Annotated in this window: 17 protein-coding genes and 4 tRNA genes; 18 read left to right on the forward strand and 3 right to left on the reverse strand. The window is 38.7% G+C overall.

The annotated features are described in order from the left end of the window. Window positions 1–2 precede the first annotated feature (2 nt). Window positions 3–1,022, forward strand: a complete 1,020-nt coding sequence (locus L0668_RS00420) for a DUF4340 domain-containing protein (protein WP_235310088.1) — start codon at window positions 3–5, stop codon at window positions 1,020–1,022. 71 nt (window positions 1,023–1,093) lie between these two features. Here the strand turns inward: L0668_RS00420 and L0668_RS00425 are convergent, their stop codons facing one another. Further along, a complete protein-coding gene (locus L0668_RS00425; RefSeq protein WP_235310089.1) occupies window positions 1,094–1,645 on the reverse strand; it encodes a DUF1415 domain-containing protein in 552 nt (183 codons plus the stop codon). Between the two features lie 76 nt (window positions 1,646–1,721). After that, window positions 1,722–2,588: a bifunctional methylenetetrahydrofolate dehydrogenase/methenyltetrahydrofolate cyclohydrolase FolD gene (gene folD, locus L0668_RS00430; RefSeq protein ID WP_235310090.1), complete on the reverse strand. Its 867-nt coding sequence runs from the start codon at window positions 2,586–2,588 to the stop codon at window positions 1,722–1,724. A 460-nt stretch (window positions 2,589–3,048) separates the two neighbouring features. Here folD and L0668_RS00435 point away from each other — a divergent pair, with 460 nt between their 5' ends. The 5 genes from L0668_RS00435 (at window position 3,049) to L0668_RS00455 (ending at window position 3,884) form a co-directional block, all read left to right on the forward strand. Continuing rightward, window positions 3,049–3,309 (forward strand): DUF5062 family protein, encoded by a 261-nt coding sequence (locus L0668_RS00435; RefSeq protein ID WP_235310091.1) that lies wholly within the window; start codon window positions 3,049–3,051, stop codon window positions 3,307–3,309. 170 nt (window positions 3,310–3,479) lie between these two features. After that, window positions 3,480–3,556, forward strand: a tRNA-Pro gene (locus L0668_RS00440). 20 nt (window positions 3,557–3,576) lie between these two features. Then, a tRNA-Arg gene (locus L0668_RS00445) sits at window positions 3,577–3,653 on the forward strand. A gap of 67 nt (window positions 3,654–3,720) precedes the next feature. Continuing rightward, window positions 3,721–3,796, forward strand: a tRNA-His gene (locus L0668_RS00450). A gap of 3 nt (window positions 3,797–3,799) precedes the next feature. Further along, window positions 3,800–3,884 (forward strand) — tRNA-Leu (locus L0668_RS00455). An 820-nt stretch (window positions 3,885–4,704) separates the two neighbouring features. Here the strand turns inward: L0668_RS00455 and L0668_RS00460 are convergent. Further along, window positions 4,705–5,094 (reverse strand): hypothetical protein, encoded by a 390-nt coding sequence (locus L0668_RS00460; RefSeq protein WP_235310092.1) that lies wholly within the window; start codon window positions 5,092–5,094, stop codon window positions 4,705–4,707. A gap of 374 nt (window positions 5,095–5,468) precedes the next feature. On the opposite strand from L0668_RS00460, the gene L0668_RS00465 reads away from it, so the two are divergent. From L0668_RS00465 to L0668_RS00520, 12 genes are all read left to right on the forward strand, one after another. Next, entirely contained in the window at window positions 5,469–5,633 is a 165-nt protein-coding gene (locus L0668_RS00465) for a hypothetical protein (protein WP_235310093.1), read from the forward strand. Between the two features lie 372 nt (window positions 5,634–6,005). After that, window positions 6,006–7,316 carry a trigger factor gene (gene tig / locus L0668_RS00470; RefSeq protein WP_235310094.1) on the forward strand — a complete coding sequence of 437 codons (1,311 nt, stop codon included), beginning with the start codon at window positions 6,006–6,008 and terminating at the stop codon, window positions 7,314–7,316. Between the two features lie 90 nt (window positions 7,317–7,406). After that, a complete protein-coding gene (clpP, locus tag L0668_RS00475; protein ID WP_235310095.1) occupies window positions 7,407–8,036 on the forward strand; it encodes an ATP-dependent Clp endopeptidase proteolytic subunit ClpP in 630 nt (209 codons plus the stop codon). An 80-nt stretch (window positions 8,037–8,116) separates the two neighbouring features. Next, a complete protein-coding gene (clpX, locus tag L0668_RS00480; RefSeq protein ID WP_235310096.1) occupies window positions 8,117–9,394 on the forward strand; it encodes an ATP-dependent protease ATP-binding subunit ClpX in 1,278 nt (425 codons plus the stop codon). Between the two features lie 212 nt (window positions 9,395–9,606). Then, on the forward strand, window positions 9,607–11,973 hold the full coding sequence (lon, locus tag L0668_RS00485; RefSeq protein ID WP_235310097.1) for an endopeptidase La: 2,367 nt from the start codon (window positions 9,607–9,609) through the stop codon (window positions 11,971–11,973). Window positions 11,974–12,208: 235 nt separating this feature from the next. Continuing rightward, complete coding sequence (hbs, locus tag L0668_RS00490) at window positions 12,209–12,481, forward strand: non-specific DNA-binding protein Hbs (protein ID WP_235310098.1); 273 nt, start codon at window positions 12,209–12,211, stop codon at window positions 12,479–12,481. Window positions 12,482–12,723: 242 nt separating this feature from the next. After that, window positions 12,724–14,601, forward strand: a complete 1,878-nt coding sequence (locus tag L0668_RS00495) for a SurA N-terminal domain-containing protein (protein ID WP_235310099.1) — start codon at window positions 12,724–12,726, stop codon at window positions 14,599–14,601. Window positions 14,602–15,048: 447 nt separating this feature from the next. Next, window positions 15,049–17,589, forward strand: a complete 2,541-nt coding sequence (locus L0668_RS00500) for an esterase-like activity of phytase family protein (protein ID WP_235310100.1) — start codon at window positions 15,049–15,051, stop codon at window positions 17,587–17,589. A gap of 202 nt (window positions 17,590–17,791) precedes the next feature. Further along, a complete protein-coding gene (ndk, locus tag L0668_RS00505) occupies window positions 17,792–18,223 on the forward strand; it encodes a nucleoside-diphosphate kinase (RefSeq protein WP_235310101.1) in 432 nt (143 codons plus the stop codon). A gap of 144 nt (window positions 18,224–18,367) precedes the next feature. Beyond that, window positions 18,368–19,513 carry a dual-specificity RNA methyltransferase RlmN gene (gene rlmN / locus L0668_RS00510; protein WP_235310102.1) on the forward strand — a complete coding sequence of 382 codons (1,146 nt, stop codon included), beginning with the start codon at window positions 18,368–18,370 and terminating at the stop codon, window positions 19,511–19,513. A gap of 28 nt (window positions 19,514–19,541) precedes the next feature. Beyond that, window positions 19,542–20,744, forward strand: coding sequence for a type IV pilus biogenesis/stability protein PilW (pilW, locus tag L0668_RS00515; RefSeq protein ID WP_235310103.1), 1,203 nt, complete (start codon window positions 19,542–19,544; stop codon window positions 20,742–20,744). 9 nt (window positions 20,745–20,753) lie between these two features. After that, the gene (locus L0668_RS00520) at window positions 20,754–21,773 is read left to right on the forward strand and encodes a RodZ domain-containing protein (protein WP_235310104.1); all 1,020 of its coding nucleotides are present in this window, start codon (window positions 20,754–20,756) and stop codon (window positions 21,771–21,773) included. Window positions 21,774–21,800: the final 27 nt, after the last annotated feature.

The raw sequence follows: 21,800 nt of genomic DNA on the forward strand, positions 1-21,800 counted from the left end.
TCATGAATAAACAATTAATGGTATTGATTAGCCTAGTTGTGGTGTCTGTCGCTGCGGGTACTTGGTTATTACAAAAACCAAGTACTGATGAATTTGAGACACAATTATTGTTTCAAGATTTAAATGCAGTTGCAGAAAATATTGATACAGTAAAAATTGAAAATAGCGCTGGCAGTTTATTAAGCGCTTTTAAATCTGAAGGAGAATGGTTAGCCAAAGCAGGTTATTCAGATGAAAGTTATCCAGTTGACCAAAGCAAGTTGTCGGATTTAGTTACGACTTTGTTGCAGACAAAAATCATTGAAGCTAAAACCAAGGTTAAGCGTAAACATCATAGATTGGGGTTACAGGATATTAGTGTAGAAGACAGTGTGGCTCGACTTGTCACTATTCAAGCAGGTAGTCAGTCTTGGCAGGTATTAGTGGGTAATAGTTTTGATTTAGGTGAAGGGCATTATGTGCGTTTAGTGGATCAAGCTCAAACTTGGCGTCTAGATAAAACTATCGACCTTCCTATTGAGCCTTTTGCTTGGTTAACCCATCCAATATTACCCTTTACTGAACAAAATATTTTGGCTGTTTCAAGAGTCGATGGAAGCAGCTGGAGTATGTTCAGAGATGACTCAAATCAATCATTTTCGTTAACTGAACTGCCTAAAGATAGGGAGTTACAATACCAAGGTATTTTAGATGGTTTTGTCTCCAGTTTAATTGGCTTAGATTATGAAGAGTTAGTGGCACCTGAAAGCACTTTTGTCGATTCTCTAGAGGTCGTGACTAGGCTAGAGATGACTACTAAAAGGTTTGGTGTAATTAATGTGATTGTGAGCCAAGGGAAGGATATTCATTATGCGCACTTTGAATCTGCTGAGAATAATGAATATTGGCAAAACTGGTATTACCAAATATCGAGTTATGCAGCGCAGCAACTAAATAAATCAATAGATGATTTTTTAAGCCCGACCGAATCTAATACGGTATCAAAGCCACTAGTTGTTGAAGAAGAGGCGTCTGTAGAATAAGCCATTTCTTTAGGCTATGCTGATGGTAATTAGGCTTATGCTGGTGGTAAAAACTAATGGGTGGATTGGTATTAAGAGTTGTTTGGTTTGATTAACGCTTTTAACTTTTCCACACCCAGCTCCCGGGCCTTTTTAATATTATTTTCAGGAATGTTTTCAGGGTTGGGGTAATGTTGTAAAACCTGCTCCAAACTTGATTCTCTTAGAATATGTAAAATAGGGTAGGGAGCTCGATTAGTATAATTGGCTGGATCACCCTCTGGTTCTCCATCAAAACAATAATCTGGATGAAAGGTAGCTAGTTGATAAACTCCAGCGTAACCACCTTGTTCAATGATGCCATTGGCGTAGTCTACTAAATCAAGATAATCATCAAAGCGACTAAAACCTTGGCTAAATATGAGCAAAGCGGTTTGCAATTCAGAGTGTTGGTCTAAAAAACTAAATTGTTCTATTAACCGCTCTAAACTTTGACCGATATCTTCACTGGCACACACGCAATAATGCACGGTTTCACGCTGCATTTCCTTTTTAGCAAAGGGACAAAAGTTTAAACCAATAATGACTTTGTTGATCCAGCTTTTGACTGAATCAATTATTGGCATATCTTCTTCGCTATGCATATAACTCATAACGAAAAAGAGTTATTAAACGAAGAATAATCATCAGAAAACACGCTATAGCATAACAAAGTAAGTTTTATGAATGAAACTTGACGTAAGCTTCTAAGGTGTTTTCGATTAGACTCGCTACTGTCATTGGGCCGACACCGCCTGGCACAGGTGTAATCCAGCCAGCACGTTGAGATGCTCCGGAAAAATCTACATCGCCACTAAGTGTTCCGTCTTCATTGCGGTTAATACCTACATCGATCACGATTGCTCCTTCTTTAATCCAATCTCCTGGAATAAAGTTGGCTTTGCCTACTGCCACCACTAGTAAATCAGCTCGAGCCACATGTGCGCGTAAATCTTGTGTGAATTTATGACAACTGGTTACCGTGCATCCAGCCAGTAATAACTCCATAAACATAGGGCGACCTACAATATTAGATGCGCCAACTATCACTGCATCCATGCCTTTTATAGGTCGTTTACTAGATTCAATTAGTGTCATTATACCTTTTGGTGTACAAGGGCGTAACGAAGGTATCCGTTGGGCTAATCTACCAATGTTGTACGGGTGAAAACCATCTACATCTTTATGGGGATTAATCCGCTCTAAAATTTGTTCTTTGTCCAAACCTGCCGGTAAAGGTAGCTGCACCAATATGCCGTCAATGCTTTGATCTGAATTGAGTTGATCTATGATATCTAGCAATGCTTGTTGTGTAGTGTCTGCTGGCAAGTCAAAAGACTTTGAAATAAAGCCAACTTCTTCACAGGCTTTACGTTTTTTATTCACATATACTTGTGAAGCAGCATCACTACCCACCAAAACGACGGCTAGGCCGGGTGCTCTTTTTCCAGACGAAAGAATTGCATCAACTTGAGTGGCAACATTTTCACGTATTTGTTTGGCGACTAAAACACCATCGATTATTTGTGCAGTTGTTGATTCTGGCATGGATATCATAAATAAGATTGTTAATTACCACTATTGTCCCATATTGCACCTAGCTATCGCAATTCAGATTATATAAAAAGCTGATATACCATAATAATTCTTAAGCCAATTCATTATACCAATCTACCTTAATATGTAATTACTCAGAATGCATCCAGCGGATTTTGATTAAGGCGTCGCTGTGCAGTAATGGTTGTTCCCTTTCAAATAGCGAGAACCAGCTCTTTTTAAAAAGATAGGCGCAAAACCCGCTGGGGCATTCCTTTCAGGCGAGTTTTAAAAGAGCTTACTCTGTGTTGCATGACTTCGAAAGAGCACTAGGTGATTTTAATAAAAAGCTATCAATCATGCGCCTTGATTAAGTTCTTTTAAACTCTCGCTGAGTGACTACATATTAAGGTAGATTGGTATTACTTAATGTTATAACGTAGATAATTAAATAGTTAAGGACGAGTAATAAATGAAAAAAATACCAAATGAAACACAACTATTAAAAAAAGCCTTGGTGGTTGGCGAGGCCTATGCAAAAAACCGAGGATTTAAAACATTCTCTGCTTCAGATGCATCTAAACATAAAGTGGAATGTATCTACCGATTATTAGTGAATGATAAATTAATCACACCATTACCGGCTGATGGAGAAGATTTATTGAGCATGAAACATAAACTTGCAGTTTGGTTAAGAAATAAATTGCCAAAAGATCATGAATTGTTGAGATAGCGTTAAGTCAAAAACTGTCTTATTTTTGTGCGGTCTGGGGTAAATATGTACATTTTGTATTGATTTTGAGCAAACAGAATTTTTTTTCAAAAAAGTATTTGACGAGGTGGGGGGGCGACTGTAATATGCGCCTCCTCGAAACGAGATAGAGAAAACGTTTCGGGTTAAGTCGGTGAGTAGCGCAGCTTGGTAGCGCACTTGGTTTGGGTCCAAGGGGTCGTAGGTTCGAATCCTATCTCACCGACCATTTTCTCAACTAACACCTTAGGTTCCATAGCTCAGCTGGATAGAGCAACGCCCTTCTAAGGCGTGGGTCGAAGGTTCGAATCCTTCTGGGACCGCCATTTAGTTTAATTTACTTAAGCCATGGTGTGAACAAAGGATGAGAAAGTTAACTGCAGGTTTACTGTGGTGAGCGTAGCTCAGTTGGTAGAGCCCCGGATTGTGATTCCGGTTGTCGTGGGTTCGAGCCCCATCGTTCACCCCACTCGCGGGAGTGGTGGAATTGGTAGACACGCTGGATTTAGGTTCCAGTGCTTCACGGCGTGAGAGTTCGAGTCTCTCCTTCCGCACCATTATTTATTTTTCTTTTTTACAAGCATTCACTACGTTCACTATGCGCTGTGCTTATTTATGTGCGTTGCACACAGAGCATTCGCTTTGCTCACAAAGCTAGAAGCATTCACTTCGTTCACCGTCATCCATGACGTTTTTGATACAACATCCTTGTTGCACCAGTTACTTTTAAAAAGACTCAAAAGTAACCAAAAGGTCATTTGCTCCACAAACTTCTCTGAACTAAAAACACTTACCCTTAAATGTCGAAACGGGCATAAGTCGCTTCCATGCTATAAAAGATGCCCTTGTCCAAATGTCCCTATTTGGACATTCGACAAGGATAAGCCTTTTTAGGAGAGGTTTTAGTCGCGGGATAATCAAAAGCATGTGCTTTGCACATAGAGCATTCACTTCGTTCACCGTCATCCATGACGTTTTTTCAAACAGCATCCATGCTGCTCGATTTACTTTTTGCCAACAGCAGCCAAAAGTAAACAAAAAATGCCGCGCTCCAACAATGCTCTTTATCTAATTTAGTAATGAATTAAGCAGGCCGGCTTGAGACGTTCCCGACGTCCCAAGCCTCAATTGGCTATCCATGCCAATTGACCTACTGAATTCATAACAAAATCAGCGAACCTTGAGTTGCGGGTAAGTCAAAAGCATGTGCTACGCACACAAAACATCACTTCGCTCATAAAGAATGGTTGCGCTAAAACTAAATAATTTATCGAAGCTATATTTCGTTGTTTCAGCAGTCTTTTAGCTGGAATCCATGTTTGAAATAAACAAGGCTGATGTCCTATTAATTGATACGAAGGAGACCGGGATAATTCCCTATTCGCATATAGCGGCAAAATAATAAAGTACGAGTTTAATATTTTGTTCTTTAGAAGGATCTGCATCAATGTAAAGCTCTCCTTCATAAACATCATCACAGAAAGGATCTGCAGTTGGCACATATGTAACTGCAAAAATGGTAATGCCTCCAACTAGTCCTTCTGGTAATTCCCAACGTGTACAAACACCGTCGCACTCTAGTTTTATTCTTGTCTCTGGTTCTAAAATAGCCGAGTATGAAAAGTTTTCTACTGCAAATAACTCCCCATCTTGATTTTGAGTTGAAATAATTAAGCGATTGTTTTTTTCTTGGTCAGTATCAGATGAGCTCCCCCCAATACAAGCACTAATCAGTATCGTAATTAGCATTAATAATCCATATTTCATGTAATTTCCTTTGTACTTAGCTGTATATCGAGGTTAATACATGCTCACTTTATTTTTACATAAATCAAAAATTGAAATAGTACGGTAAGCTTATTTGGCGAAAATGGGATGCTATCAGCATAAATAACAACAAACAACTGCATTTAACGAAGGGTAATTTGGGGAACCGTTAGGGTCAGTGTTATTGATATTGTGAGTTAGAAGCTAATTAATATGTTCTGTCAGTTATATCGAGACTCCCATCTTTATTTTGTCAGCGAAGCCATGCTTTTGATTTTCTCGCGACTACAAATTCCCCATCTAATCATTGGCTTGTTGAGTGGCCGAGCAAGGACGCTCGGACAAGGCAATCTTTTATAGCTGGGAGCGGCTTATTGCCGTCTCAACATCAAAGCCAGTTATTTTATGGAACAGGGATTTGTTTATCGCACGGCTTCTTTTGCTTACTTTTCTTAGCTGTTGAAGAAAAGTCAGTTGGACGAAATGGATTTCGTTTGAAAAAAGCCATGGATGGCGTGAACGAAGTGAATTCTTGGTAGGCGAAGCCTATGCCTTTTGAGTGAACGAAGTGAATAAAAGTAAGCGCAGCGCATAAAATGACGAAGTCATGGCGTGGTTCACGAAGTGAATACTGGGTAGGTGAAGCCTATGCTTTTCCATCTATTTATAAATCAATATTACATTGATTATTTTTATATCAATATTTTCGGGGTTTGGTCTCGACTTGCGTTAGTGCTATCGCTATACTACTGCGTCTTTTTATCAGGCTAATCTGGAATAGTGTTTTTAAACATTATCATTTTCAGGTTTTTCGGTCGTATTAAAGGTTTCCAAAATATTTTGATATACGCCGTGAAGTCTACTAGTAATCATAAAATAAGCGCATGAATGCGCACAGTTGAGGTAGAAAAATGCAAGTTTCCGTTGAGACGCCTACAGGTTTAGAACGCCGTCTTACTATTACCGTTCCTGCAGCGTCGGTTGACACAGCAGTTAAGTCTCGTTTACAGCAATTAGCTAAAACTCAGAGAATCAATGGTTTCCGTCCTGGTAAAGTGCCAGTTAACGTGATCAAAAAACGTTATGGCCAAGCTGTTCGTCAGGAAATAGCTGGTGAAGTGATGCAACAGAATTTCTACCAAGCTATCACTCAAGAAAAAATTACTCCAGCGGGTATGCCTTCTTTTGAGATGAAAACTGATGAAGACGGAAAGGATTTAGAATTCGTTGCTATTTTTAACGTGTACCCAGACGTTGAAGTAAAAGATATAGAAAAAATTAAGATTGAAAAACCAGTTGTTGAAATCTCTGATAAAGATTTAAGCAACATGATGGATACTCTACGTAAGCAGCACGCTACTTATAAAGAAGTAAAACGTAAAATCAAAAAAGACGACAAAGTCACAATGGATTTTGTTGGCACCATTGATGGTGAAGAGTTTGAAGGCGGAAAAGCTGAAGATTTCGTTTTAGAAGTGGGACAAAATAAAATGATCCCTGGTTTTGAAAAGCCAATTATTGGTGCCAAAACTGGCGAAGAAGTGGTTTCTGACGTGACTTTCCCAGAAGATTATCATGCTGAAGCTCTTAAGGGTAAAGATGCTCAATTTACCATTACTATCAAAAAGACTGAGGGTTTAAACCTACCTAAAGTTGACGAAGAGTTTGCTAAATTGTTCGGTATTGAAGACGGTGACATTGAAGCCTTAAATGCTGAAGTGCGCAAAAATATGCAACGTGAACTTGATCAAACTTTGAAAGCTTCAGTAAAAGAGCAAGTCATTGCTGGTTTACTAGAAAATAATCAAATCGATTTACCAAAAGCTTTGGTTGAGCAAGAAATTAATGTTTTACGTGATCAGGCTAAACAACGCTTTGCTCAACAGCAAGGTGGTAAAGTGGATAATATGCCTGAGTTACCAGCAGATTTGTTTGAAGAAAATGCACGTAAACGCGTAAGCATTGGCTTGTTATTAGGTGAAGTAATCAAGACTAACGAATTAAAAGTGGATACTGCTAAAGTTGATGCGTTAATTGAGACTGCTGCTTCAGCTTATGAAGATCCTCAAGAAGTGATCGAATATTACAAGTCAAATGACGAATTAACCCAGCAAATGAATAATGTTGCTTTAGAAGAACAAGCAGTAGAAGTGTTGCTTGAACAAGCTAAAGTAAAAGAAGTTAAGAAGAAATTTGACGATATCATGAACAAACAGGCTTAATTTGCCTTTTGTTAATTGACTTAACTAGTCTGCAACTGCTTAAATGCTCGGTATCTACCGAGCATTTTTATTTGTGAAGAAATTATATTTATGATGAATACACCTTTCGACCCTACTAACGCCCTTGTCCCTATGGTTGTTGAACAAACTGCAAAGGGAGAGCGTTCTTACGATATTTACTCTCGTTTATTAAAAGAGAATGTCATTTTCCTTGTTGGTCAAGTGGAAGACCATATGGCCAATTTAATTGTGGCACAAATGCTTTTCTTAGAAGCTGAAAACCCCGAGAAAGATATATTTTTATATATCAACTCACCTGGTGGTTCAGTAACAGCTGGAATGGCTATTTATGACACCATGAACTTTATTAAACCAAACGTCAGTACGGTTTGTATTGGTCAAGCGGCTAGCATGGGCGCATTTTTGTTATCAGCAGGGGAAAAAGGCAAACGATACTGTTTACCAAACTCTCGTGTGATGATCCATCAACCTCTTGGTGGTTTCCAAGGACAGGCATCTGATTTTGAAATACATGCCAAAGAAATTTTGTCTATCAAAGAAAAGATGAATCGATTAATGGCACAGCACACTGGCCAAGATTATGAAAAAGTTGCGCAAGACACGGACAGAGATAATTTCTTAAGTGCCGATGAAGCAATGAAGTATGGTTTGATTGATCAAGTGTTAACTTCTAGACCTGATACAAAAAGCGATAAATGATATAGTGACTAAAGGCTAATTGAGTTTAAGTGTGATTTTGCTCAGTAAGTATTCAGTACAGAGATAGGAAAAGATCGTAAATGAGTGATGATAAAAACAGCGATGGCGATAACAAGCTTCTATATTGTTCTTTTTGTGGCAAAAGCCAACATGAAGTGCGTAAGTTAATTGCTGGGCCTTCAGTATTTATATGTGACGAATGTGTAGATTTATGTAACGACATTATCCGTGAAGAAATTAAAGAAATTTCACCACAGAAAAAAGAAGATTCGTTACCCACACCAAAAGAAATTCATGAACATTTAGATGATTATGTCATTGGCCAAGAACACGCCAAAAAAGTGTTAGCGGTTGCCGTATATAATCATTATAAACGTTTAAGAAATGGTGATGTGCATGATGGCGTAGAATTAGGTAAAAGTAATATTTTGCTAATAGGTCCAACGGGTAGTGGTAAAACACTGTTAGCTGAAACCTTAGCTCGTTTATTAGACGTACCTTTTACTATGGCAGATGCCACTACCTTAACCGAAGCCGGTTATGTGGGTGAAGACGTAGAAAACATCATTCAGAAGTTATTGCAAAAGTGTGATTACGACGTAGAAAAAGCCCAAAGGGGTATAGTCTATATTGATGAAATTGATAAAATTTCACGTAAATCAGACAACCCATCCATAACTCGTGATGTGTCTGGTGAAGGTGTTCAACAAGCTCTACTTAAATTGATTGAAGGCACCATAGCCTCTGTGCCGCCTCAAGGTGGACGTAAACACCCACAGCAAGAGTTTTTACAAGTAGATACTTCTAAAATTCTCTTTATTTGTGGTGGTGCGTTTGCTGGTTTGGACAAAGTTATTGAGCAAAGAGCACACACAGGTACAGGTATTGGGTTTGGTTCAGATATTAAAGATACCCAAAACAAAGCTAAAGAAGGTGAATTGTTCAAAAAAGTTGAGCCAGAAGATCTAGTGAAATATGGTTTGATCCCAGAGTTTATTGGACGTTTACCTGTGTTGACTAGTTTGGAAGAGTTAAGCGAAGATGCTTTAATTCAAATTTTACGCGAACCTAAAAACGCAATCACTAAGCAGTATTCAGCCTTGTTTAATATGGAAGACACTGAACTTGAGTTTCGTGATGATGCTTTACAAGCCATTGCTAAAAAAGCCATGCAGCGAAAAACCGGTGCAAGGGGATTACGCTCAATTGTTGAAGCTGTGTTGTTAGATACCATGTATGACTTACCGACTATGCAAGATGTGAGTAAAGTTGTGGTTGATGAAACGGTTATCCGTGGTGAGTCACAGCCAATTTTGATTTATGACAATAGTGCAGATAAAAAAGCAGTATCGGAATAATGCAAAAGTAATAAATATATATCGAATAAAGACTCTTTTTAAGAGTCTTTTTTTTGTCTGTTTACTTGATTGAACTCTGCCTTGGTTGTTTATTGAGCAGCTAAATTAGTTAATTTTAAATGTTTTGCTGATTTTGTTTGAACTTTACTAGCCTAGCCCCATATAGTTTAACTATAGAAAATAATATTAAATAAACGAGTACGAGATTAAGCATGACAGAAGCGAAAAAAAATCACGTTGAAATGCCCGTTTTGGCTCTACGTGATGTTGTAGTTTATCCGCATATGGTTATTCCTTTGTTTGTCGGCAGAGAGAAATCAATTCGCTGTTTAGAAGCGTCTATGGAAAAAGACAAACAAATCTTTCTAGTTGCTCAAAAAGATGCAGGTGTTGATGAACCTCAATCTGAAGATGTCTTCACGGTAGGCACCTTAGCCACTATTTTACAATTGCTTAAGTTACCTGATGGCACGGTTAAAGTGTTAGTGGAAGGTAACTTAAGAGGTGAGATCAGTGAATTTGTCAGCACTGAAGATTTCTTTATAGCTAATGTGCAAAGTTCAGTGGATGAAGAATTACCAGAAGCAGAACAAGAAATCCTTATTCGTTCTGCTATTTCTCAGTTTGAAGGTTACGTTAAACTCAATAAAAAAATCCCACCTGAGGTGCTAACCTCGCTAAATGGGATCGAAGATGCCGCCCGTTTAGCTGACACCATGGCAGCTCACATGCCATTAAAGTTAGCAGAAAAACAAAAAGTACTAGAGATGAACAGTATCACTGAACGTTTAGAGTATTTAATGGCGCTAATGGAAAGTGAAATTGATTTACTCCAAGTAGAGAAAAAAATTCGTACTCGTGTTAAAAAACAAATGGAAAAAAGCCAGCGTGAGTACTATTTGAATGAGCAAATGAAAGCTATTCAAAAAGAATTAGGCGAAGGCGAAGAATCTGTAGATGAATTCGAAGCTCTAAATCAAAAGATTATTGATGCCAAAATGCCTGAAGAGGCAAAGAAAAAAGCCACAGCTGAATTAACTAAATTGAAAATGATGTCGCCTATGTCTGCAGAGGCGACTGTCGTGCGTAGTTATATCGATTGGTTAGCGAATGTACCTTGGGTTAAGCGTAGTGCTGTTAAGAAAAACTTAGCTTTGGCGGATGAAGTGTTAAATGCTGATCATTACGGCTTAGACAAAGTAAAAGAACGTATTATCGAATATTTAGCCGTTCAGCAAAGAGTGAAAAAACTTAAAGGTCCTATCTTGTGTTTAGTTGGGCCTCCTGGTGTGGGTAAAACCTCATTAGGTCAGTCTATTGCTAAAGCAACGGGGCGTAAGTATGTTCGTATGGCGTTAGGTGGCGTGCGAGATGAAGCTGAGATACGTGGTCATAGAAGAACCTACATAGGCTCAATGCCTGGAAAAATGATCCAGAAAATGGCCAAAGTAGGGGTGAAAAATCCCCTGTTTTTGTTAGATGAAATCGATAAGATGTCATCTGATATGCGTGGTGACCCATCATCAGCTTTATTAGAAGTATTAGATCCAGAACAAAATGCAAGTTTCAGTGATCATTATTTGGAAGTAGATTATGACTTATCTGATGTGATGTTCGTAGCCACTTCAAACAGTATGAATATTCCGGGGCCGTTACTCGACCGTATGGAGGTTATTCGCTTATCTGGATACACAGAAGACGAAAAATTAAATATTGCTACTCAGCACTTGATGGAAAAACAGATATCTCGCAACGGCCTGAAAAAGGGTGAATTGGTCATTGAAGAAAGCGCAGTAATTGGCATTATTCGTCATTATACTCGCGAAGCTGGAGTGCGTAGCTTAGAGCGTGAAATTTCTAAAATTTGTCGTAAAGCTGTGAAAAACATTCTACTGGATAAATCTCTAAAACAAGTGGTAGTTAATCAAGACAACCTTAAAGAGTTTTTAGGTGTACAAAGGTTTGATTACGGCAAAGCTGATAAAGAAAATCAAATAGGCCAAGTAACCGGTTTAGCTTGGACTCAAGTAGGCGGAGAATTATTGACTATTGAAGCCACTTCGGTAGTAGGTAAAGGTAAAACGACTTTCACCGGTTCTTTAGGTGATGTGATGCAAGAGTCAATACAGACTGCATTAACGGTAGTAAGAAGCCGAGCTGAAAAATTACGTATTAATGACGATTTTCATGAAAAGCGTGATATTCATGTGCATGTCCCTGAAGGTGCTACGCCTAAAGATGGTCCAAGTGCTGGTATCGGAATGTGTACCGCGTTAATTTCTGCATTAACCGGTAACCCAGTTAAATGTGAAGTGGCCATGACAGGTGAAATTACCTTACGTGGTGAAGTGTTGCCAATTGGTGGGTTAAAAGAAAAGTTATTGGCGGCTCATAGAGGTGGAATTAAGACTGTTATTATTCCAAAAGATAACGAAAGAGACTTAGAAGAAATTCCTGATAACGTAAAACAAGACTTAAGCATCCATCCTGTGAAGTGGATTGATGAGGTTCTGGAGCTGGCGTTATCTGGACAACCAGATAAAATTTCACCAGTTAAAGCCAAAAAGGTTAAAAAGTAGACAAAAAAACGAGTTTTTTTTAATTTTTTTGGTTTTTAGGGCTTCACTATGTAAAAAGATATGGTAGCCTTTATCACAGATTCGCTTGAAGCCTTGTCGCAAAAGGGATTGAGACGACTCAGAAATGTTAAAATTTTGTAAGTGTGCTTGAAATTAATTTTCAAGCTTGATATAACAATCCGGCTTCGCATAATGCAAGTCAAAAGTAATAATAACAAATGAAGGGGTTCATATTGTGAATAAGTCAGAACTTATTGATTCAATCGCTGCAAGTGCAGATATTTCTAAAGCAGCTGCAGGTCGCGCACTAGATGCGTTAACTTCTGCAGTAACAACAGCACTTAAAGACGGTGATCAAGTTGCATTAGTTGGCTTCGGAACATTTTCGGTTCGTGAACGTGCTGCTCGTAGTGGTCGTAATCCACAAACTGGTGAAACTATTCAGATTTCAGCAGCTAAAGTTCCTTCTTTCAAAGCTGGTAAAGCACTGAAAGACGCATGTAACTAAGATTTTAGTTTATGTATAGAAAAGGCGATGATTTCATCGCCTTTTTTGTTGTTGAGACAAAATTAATTTTGTCGCCTGATTGTTTTAAAAGCTGAATAACACTCCCCATTACTAAATATCTTTCATTCACTGTTAATCATTGTTAATAATTTTGCTTGTTTAGTATATAATCTCGGCCGCTTGCAGTAGAGGTTACCTCGCCGCTTATCAGTAAATGCTCAATTTGGAGTTTGGACGTTAGTATGTTGGAAAGAATTAGAGAAGGATCACAGGGCAAATTGGCCATGGTGATTTTAGGATTAGTCATTTTAAGTTTTATGTTTGCAGGTGTCAGTAGTTACACCAACTCTTCAGGTGGAGAAGTGGCAGCAAATGTAAATGGTGAAGAGATCACACTGAATGAGTTAGAAAAAGCTTATCAAAATGATCGTGCCCGTATGGAGCAACAATATGGCGACGCATTTGCAACTTTGGCAAGTGATGCGGCATATTTACAAAACTTCAGAAAAGGCATTTTAGATAGACTTATTGCTGAGAAACTGATGGACCAAGCCGCTCAGGAGCTAGGTTTACGAGTGAGTGACGAGCAAGTTAAAAAAGCCATTGTTAACATGCGCGAATTTCAAATTGACGGAAAGTTTGATAACGAAAGGTATTTAACACTTCTGCGTCAGGTCGGATTGCAACCGAATAATTTCAGAGACACCATGCGCGTGGATATGGTTCGCAGGCAGTTATCTCAATCATTAATTGGTACTGAGTTTGCGTTAGACAATGAAGCTAAATCAACTCATAAAATGCAACAACAAACCCGTGATTTACGTTATTTGAATATCCCTGCGACTAAGTTTAATGACCAAGTTGAAGTGAGTGATGAACAAATTAACACTTATTATCAAGCTAACATTAGTCAATTTGATACAGAGCAAAAAGTGAGTTTGGCATACGTAGAGTTAACTCTAGAAGATTTGTTACCAGAAATTAGTGTAACTGACGTTGAGCTGAGAGATTTTTATTCACAAAATATTGATGATTACCGCACGCCCGAAGAGCGAAAAGCATCGCATATCTTGTTTGAAAGCGCAGAAGAAGACGACGCTATATTAGCTCAAGCTGAAGAAGTTTTAGCTAAAGCTCAAGCTGGTGAAGACTTTGCTGAATTAGCTAAACAATATTCTAGCGATACTTTTAGTGCTGAAAATGGTGGTGATTTGGGATTCTTTGGTAAAGGTATCATGGATCCTGCATTTGAAGACGCTGCCTTTGCCTTAGCTGCTAATGGTGACCTTAGTTCCGTGGTTAAAAGTGCATTTGGTTATCATATTATTAAACTTATAGACACTAAACCTGAACAAATTACAGCTTTTGAAGATGTATTAGATGAAATTACAACTCAAGTGAAAACACAAAAAGCAGAAGAAGAGTTCTATAGTATTCAACAACGTATTGCTGAAGTCGCTTTTGAAATTCCTGACAATTTAGATGAAGTAGCGGCTGTTGCAAATAAGTCTGTTATCACTACAGACTTGTTTAGCCGAACTGCGCCACCTCAAGTAGTATCTGAACCTAAGGTACTGGCAATTGCATTTAGTGATGAGTTAATTGAAGAAGCGGTTAACAGTGAAGTGATAGAGTTGGCTCAAAATCATATTATGGTTGTACGAGTAGCTCAGCATGAAGCTGAACGTACCAAGGCCTTAGATGAAGTTTCAGCACAAATTAAATTAGTTTTATCTGCTGAAGCTGCGCAACAAGCTGCCAGAGATTGGGCAGCAGAAGTACAAGCTGAATTGAATAATGACGAAGTACTGGCTGCTAAATTGCAGACTCTAGACTTAGTTTGGGAAGAAAAAGCTGCGGTGACTCGTAACGATGGGGCTGTATCTCGAACTATAGTTGAAGCTGGATTTAAACTTGCTGAAACTCAATCTGAAATTGTAGATCTGGTGACGGGTGATGTGAGTTTAGTGCAAACACTTAAAGTGAATGTCGCTGAAGAAGCAGATGCGACCCAATTAACTAATATACAAACTCAACTGGCTTCTGCTAAAACCCAAAACCTATACGGTGCTGTGGTTGAATCATTAAAAGCTCAAGCGAGTATCGAGATATATCTATAACATACGGTTATTTTGATAATAAAAAAAGAGCAGAAATGCTCTTTTTTTATGTCTGTAGATTAGGACTGACGGTAATAGGTAAAAGTTACTGAATTTTGGTTAACCATAAAATGACCGCATAAAAAGCGGCGATGACACTCGAAAATATTAATATATAAATATAACCCTGTTTGCCTTGACCTAAGGTAAAGCCTTTCATTTTTAGGTAGGCAGTCCATAAAAAGCACAATCCTAATGGCAATAAAAACAACATTTTCAACATGAATTAATCAGCCCTTTTAATCGCTTAAAGTTTTAGAGAGCTTAACAGAAAATAACATCTAAATGTTATACAAGCTTAATTTCCCCAGTCAAAGATGACACATAAGCGTCATAAATATGTCAACCCATTGTCACTTTTGTTACTCAAACTTGTTCCCTTTATTTTTACTTACAAATGGATGGAACATGAATTTTAAACTGACTAAAACTTTTTTGGCTATTGCGTTAACTTTAGGGTTAGCTGGTTGTGCTGATGACGGTGATACCGGCCCTGCTGGGGTAAATGGTGCGGATGGTGCTAACGGAGAAAATGGTATTGACGGAGCTCAAGGTTTAGCCAGTTTACTTCGTCATACCACTCTTTATAGCGGTAATGAACATTGTTTCTCCGGCGGTACCGCTATTGATTCTGGCCTAGATCTAGACTCAGATGGTGTATTGGCTGACACAGAAGTAACAAGTTCTTCAACTATTTGTGCATCAACTCAGCTAAGCCATAAAAGTTTTAATCGGATTGCGTCTTTTCCAGTTTGTTCTCAAATAGATATCAACTGTAATGACGATACTGAAACATCTGCAGAAATTGTATCAGCAAGTGAAGATGGCTTAACGTTAGTTTATACCGATAGCCCTAACGAACAACTTGGTTTCATCAATATTACAGATCCTGCCAATCCAGTCGCTGCAGGTACGTTAGCTTTAGCCGGAGAGCCTACTTCGGTTTCTGTAATTGGTAATTATGCGTTAGTGGGCATTAATAGCTCAGCAAACTATATTGATGTTGCAGGGTCTTTAGCTGTGATCAATATTGAAACCCAAGCGTTAGTCGCCACTATTGACTTAGGTGGTCAACCAGACTCTGTAGCCGTTAGCCCAGACGGTATGTACGCGGTAATTGCTATTGAAAATGAGCGGGACGAAGATTTAGGAGACGGCGTTCCTCCACAAGCTCCAGCTGGTTATTTGTCGATTGTAGAATTATCTGGAGAACCAAATACTTGGACTGCGACAAGTGTTGATTTTACCGGTATTGCTGATTTATATGCAGACGATCCAGAGCCTGAATTTGTCGACATTAACAGTGACAATATAGCTGTTGTGACCTTACAAGAAAACAACCACATTATATTGGTTGATTTAGCTGATGCTTCAATCCTGAATGAATTCTCCGCGGGCACAGTAGATTTAACTCAAGTTGATAAAACCGAAGAAGAAGCAGTAATCTCCCAAACTGAATCTTTAGATGCTGTTTTACGTGAACCTGATGGTGTCACTTGGTTAGGTACTGAATATTTTGCCACTGCAGATGAAGGTGATTTAGACGGTGGCTCTCGTGGCTTTACGGTATTTAATAAACAAGGTGAAGTGGTTTACGCTGCAGGTTCTAGCATGGAGCACATGGTGGCGAGCGTGGGGCACTATCCTGATGCACGTTCTAAAAACAAAGGTAATGAGCCTGAAAACGCTGAATATGGGGTGTTCGGTGATGAGCGTTATTTGTTTGTAAACTCTGAACGTTCAAGTTTAGTATTTGTGTATGACGTAGCTGATTATACAAAACCTATGTTTAAACAAGTTCTACCAGCAGGTGTAGCGCCAGAAGGTGCTTTGGCGATCCCAAGTCGTAACTTATTGGTAGTAGCAAGTGAAGCAGATGAGCGTGATGCAAAAATGCGCTCGGTTGTGAATATTTATAACTATTCTGCAAACCCACAACAATATCCGACTATACAGTCAACTTACCGTGTAGATGGTACACCTATTCCATTTAGTGCTCTATCTGGTTTAAGTGCTGATCCACAAAATGCAAATCTACTTTACTCAGTAGAAGATAGCTTTTATTTAAGTAACCGTATTTTTACTATCGATACGTCTGTTACACCAGCTTCATTGATTAAAGAAACTTATATCAAAGATACGAATGATGTGTTTTCAGCAATCGCTGCCGCAGCTTTAGTTGATAACACTGTAGATGCTGACGATGCTACTCGTGTTGATGTGTTTGATGAAGCAGATTTAGCTGGTATGATCAATTCAGATAAAACTGTCAACATTGATCCTGAAGGTATAGCTAAAGCCAGTGATGGTGGGTTTTGGGTCGCGTCAGAAGGTTCTGGTACCAAAGGTGATTCTTCCCGTCCAATTAACAGTCTTAACTTTATCTTTAAAACGGATGTTAATGGTGTCATTGAGGAAGTGATCACCTTGCCAGATGCTATTAACGATAAACAATTACGATTCGGTTTTGAAGGTGTAACTGAATATGCGGGTAATGTTTATGTGGCTTTCCAACGAGTTTGGGCCGGCGATAATAATGTTCGTTTAGGTGTTTACAATACTACGGCTAAAACCTGGAGTTTCTTGTATTACCCATTAGACGCGACTGAATCACAAAATGGCGGTTGGGTGGGTTTATCCGATATCACTTCTCTTAATAACGGTCAGTTTTTGGTACTAGAGAGAGATAATCAAGGCGGCCCGGATGCTGCAATCAAGCGTATTTACCACATTGACACTGCAGGTTTAGTTGATGGCGATACTGTGACTAAAACATTAGTTAGAGATGTATTACCAGATATGAAAGTGGCTAATGGTTTAGCTGCTGAAAAAGTTGAAGGCATGGCTGTCATGGCAAACGGAGAGGTATATATAGTCAATGACAATGATGGCGTTGACGACAATAGTGGTGAAATTCAGTTAACTAATTTAGGTAAAATATTAAATTAGGAAACTTAGTTTTATGTGTAAAAGGGTGGCTTAGGCTACCCTTTTTTATGTTTGAAGATCTAATCGTTATTTTTATGGCGATTTATTAGGTTTTTGGCCATTAATTGCATATAATCCGCGCGAAATTTTTATTGGGCTTGTTTTCGTTATTGATATTAAGCCCTGTTCAATCTAATTAATATCTAATTTTGGAGTTAAGAAAATGGCTTTAGAGCGCACTTTTTCTATCATCAAGCCTGATGCCGTTGCTAAGAACGTTATCGGTGCTATTTATAATCGTTTTGAATCTGCGGGTTTAAAAATTGTTGCTTCTAAAATGGTGCATTTAAGCCAAGAGAAAGCTGAAGGTTTTTATGCTGAGCACAGCGAGCGTCCGTTCTTTGGTGCTTTAGTTTCTTTTATGACATCTGGTCCAGTTATGATTCAAGTGTTAGAAGGCGAAAATGCTGTACTTAAAAATCGTGAAATTATGGGGGCGACTAACCCAGCTGAAGCCTTAGCCGGTACTTTACGTTCAGATTATGCTGCTTCAATTGACGAAAACGCGTGTCACGGTTCAGATGCGCCTGAATCAGCTGCTCGTGAAATTGCATACTTCTTCTCTGACGAAGAAATTTGCCCACGTACACGTTAAGAAATACCCGTACAATTTGCAAAAGGGAGCTTCGGCTCCCTTTTGTTGTGTTAGTCATTTGAAAAATATTGTTTATATTATTCAGCAAAGGCCGTTTAATCGGTTAAAATACAAACAGCATAAAAGTAAGCATCGAGGTTTATTGTGACGTCTAAAGAAGTATTAACTCAACCGGCAAAAATTAATTTGCTTGATTTTAATCGAGCGGGTTTACGTGCTTATTTTAGTGAAATTGGTGAAAAACCGTTTAGAGCCGATCAGGTGATGAAATGGATATACCAACAAGGTATCTCTGATTTTGAGCAAATGACTAATCTAAATAAAGTACTTAGAGCTAAGTTAATTGAAAACTGTGAAGTTAAAGCGCCAGAAATTGCTTATCAACAAAATGCCACAGACGGCACAATTAAGTTCGCTTTAAAATTAGAAGGTGGCCAAGAAGTTGAGTCTGTGTGGATCCCAGATGGTGACCGCGCCACTTTGTGTGTGTCTTCGCAAGTAGGCTGTGCTTTGGAGTGTACTTTTTGTTCAACTGCTCAGCAGGGCTTTAATCGTAATTTAAAAGTATCAGAAATTATCGGTCAAGTATGGCGAGTAGCTGTGACCATAGGTTTAAATAATGACACCGCCAGACGTCCTATTACCAATGTGGTGATGATGGGCATGGGAGAACCTCTACTCAACGTTAAAAATGTGGTGCCAGCCATGGACTTGATGATGGATGACTTAGCTTTTGGTTTGTCAAAACGCAGAGTGACATTGAGTACCTCAGGTGTAGTGCCTGCATTGGATAAATTAGCCGATCAAATAGATGTGGCCTTAGCAATTTCATTACATGCGCCAAACGATGAGTTGCGTAATGAGTTAGTACCGGTTAATAAAAAATATCCAATTGAGGTCTTTTTGAAAAGTGTACGTGGGTACTTAGCCAAGTCTAATGCCAACTCCGGTAAAGTTACTGTGGAATACGTGATGTTAAACGGTATCAATGATAGTACTGACCAAGCCCATGAATTAGCCAAAGTGTTAGCTAAAACACCATGTAAAATTAATTTGATCCCATTTAATCCTTATCCTGGCTCACCTTATACTTGTTCGAGTAATTCTCGTATTGATCGATTCGCTAAAGTGTTAATTGAATACGGTTTAGTGGTCGTGGTTAGGCGTACGCGTGGTGATGATATTGATGCTGCTTGTGGCCAATTAGTAGGCGATGTGGTGGATAGAACAAAAAGAATGATGAAAAAGCAACTTAGGGGTGAGAATATTTCAGTAAAAATGGCACAATAGGTTTTTTTACGAGGAATAATAAGATCCTATGTTGAGAATAAAATGGGTTTTTTGTCTGGTATTGGTATTACTCGTTGCTTGTAGTAGCCAAAATGGACAGCAGTCGACATCTAATAATTTTAATCAACTGAAAGCGGCAAAGACCAGAGTTTCACTTGGATTAACTTATTTGAAAAATGGTAATTATAGCCAGGCTAAGTTTAATTTAGATAAGGCTATGGAGTTCGCGCCCCGCTCTGCTGATGTTAATTTTGCCATGGCCTATTATTATCAAAAAGTAGGTGAGATTGAACAAGCTGAAAATGCATATCAGTTTGCTATGGACCTTGAACCTAAAAATGCAGATATCACCAATAGTTATGGAGCCTTTCTGTGCCAAAATGGTGATTATGAAAAAGCCAAAGTGTATTTTTTAAAGGCAGTGAATACCAGTAACTATATTTCAAGTGCCGAAACGTACGAAAATTTAGCGCTGTGTAGCCAAAGTTCTGGTCATCCAAAAGATGCGATTGAATATTTACGTAGTGCTGTCAACCACCAGCCAGGACGTGGTAATAGTTTATTTTTGTTAGCCAACTCCTTGATTGAAACTGAGCAATGGCAAGAAGCCAGAGACGTACTTAGACGTTATGAAAAGGTGGCCCAAGTCAGTCCACAAAGTTTATTAATGGCCATTAAAATAGAAAATGGCAGTGGTAATTACGCTGAGGCCAAGGCTTTTCGCGATATGTTGATCAAGGTCTATCCTACTCATCCTGAGGTTTTGGCTCTTTTAAAAGAGAAACCTGAAGACGTTAAGCCGAAAAAAGTGTTGAAGGTAATTAAGGCTCCAACAAGGGGAAAAGTTGAGCCAGTACAACAAGAATACAATACCTCAGCTATTGCCGTCCCTGAAGTTGAAAAAGCTGTTGTTAAAGAAACAATAGTTAACAATGAGCCCAAACAAGTAATGGACTCCACTCATAAACAAGTCGCAGATACCAACACAGATCCTGTTGACCAAATAAAAGTTGCAGAGCAGGTTGAAGAAAAGTCAGAAGCAAAACTATTAGTCCAAGAGTCTGAAATAAAAAAATATCACTTAGTGACAAAAGGAGAAAACCTGTACAGAATTTCATTAATGTATAATATACGAATGCAGCGATTGATAGAGTGGAATAATTTGTCTGACGCTTCAGCAATATATAATGGCATGAAGTTAAACATAGTGGCCCCTAATTCTGATGAGTAACAAAAAAATATGAGCGAAGAACAACAAGAAGTAGTGATCCCGGGCCCCGGCGAAATTTTAAAAAAGGCTAGAGAAGCAGCAGGCCTGTCTACTGAAGATATTGCCAGTAAAATTCGATTAAAAAACACCTTGATCCAAGATATTGAGCAAGACAATTATGACATTAATATCTCCTTAACCTTTATTAAGGGATATTTGAAGTTGTACGCAAAACAAGTCGATGTATCTGAGTCTGAGATTGTGGACGCTTTTGAAAAGCATAATACTCAGAAAAAAGAACCAGCAAAATTACAAAGTTTTTCTAGAAAATTCAGCCATCAGGCGAATGACGATAAATTGATGTTGGTTACCTATCTTATCGTAGCAGTGGTGATTGCGTTGGTGGTTGTTTGGTGGTTCCAGCAAGGTGATGACGAGAATAAAGTTAGCTCGTTTTTATCTAACACGTCTAAAACCATAGAGAATAAAATATCCAACCAGCCAAATAAACAACCAGAAGTAGAAACCGAACCTGCTACAGAACTAAAAAATAGTTCAGTTATATCTGTGATTGCCAAAACAACAGATTCGCTTGCACAAGAAACACAAGATTTGGTTACCGATTCAACTATTGATGGATTAGAGCCAACTGAAATTGTCGGATCTATTGACAATACTACTGAGCTAAATCCTTCTGAATCCAATGAACCTGAACCGGAGGCGATAGAGTCTGCCAGCTTAACCGCTCAAACAGCTGAACTAGATGAGTCAGAAGTATCTGAATTAAATACCTCTTTTGCTGAACCAGTAGAATTAATATTCGAGTTTGCTGACAACTGCTGGATGAACTTAGCGGATGCCACAGGTGAAAACATTGCTTATGGTGTAAAAGTCAAAGGTCGCGTGATGCCAGTGACAGGTATTCCGCCTTTTGAAGTGACGTTAGGCGCACCCGAAGTAGTAAAAATTAGTTATGCAGGTAAGCCAGTTGATATGTCATTTATTGTCCCTGGTCGTAGCGCCAAATTTGCCCTGCCAAGAGCAGAGTAATCGCTAGAATTACGACTTCAACCTATT

It is taken from the genome of Paraglaciecola algarum (assembly GCF_021532655.1).
In the GTDB taxonomy this organism is placed as follows: Bacteria; Pseudomonadota; Gammaproteobacteria; order Enterobacterales; family Alteromonadaceae; genus Paraglaciecola; species Paraglaciecola algarum.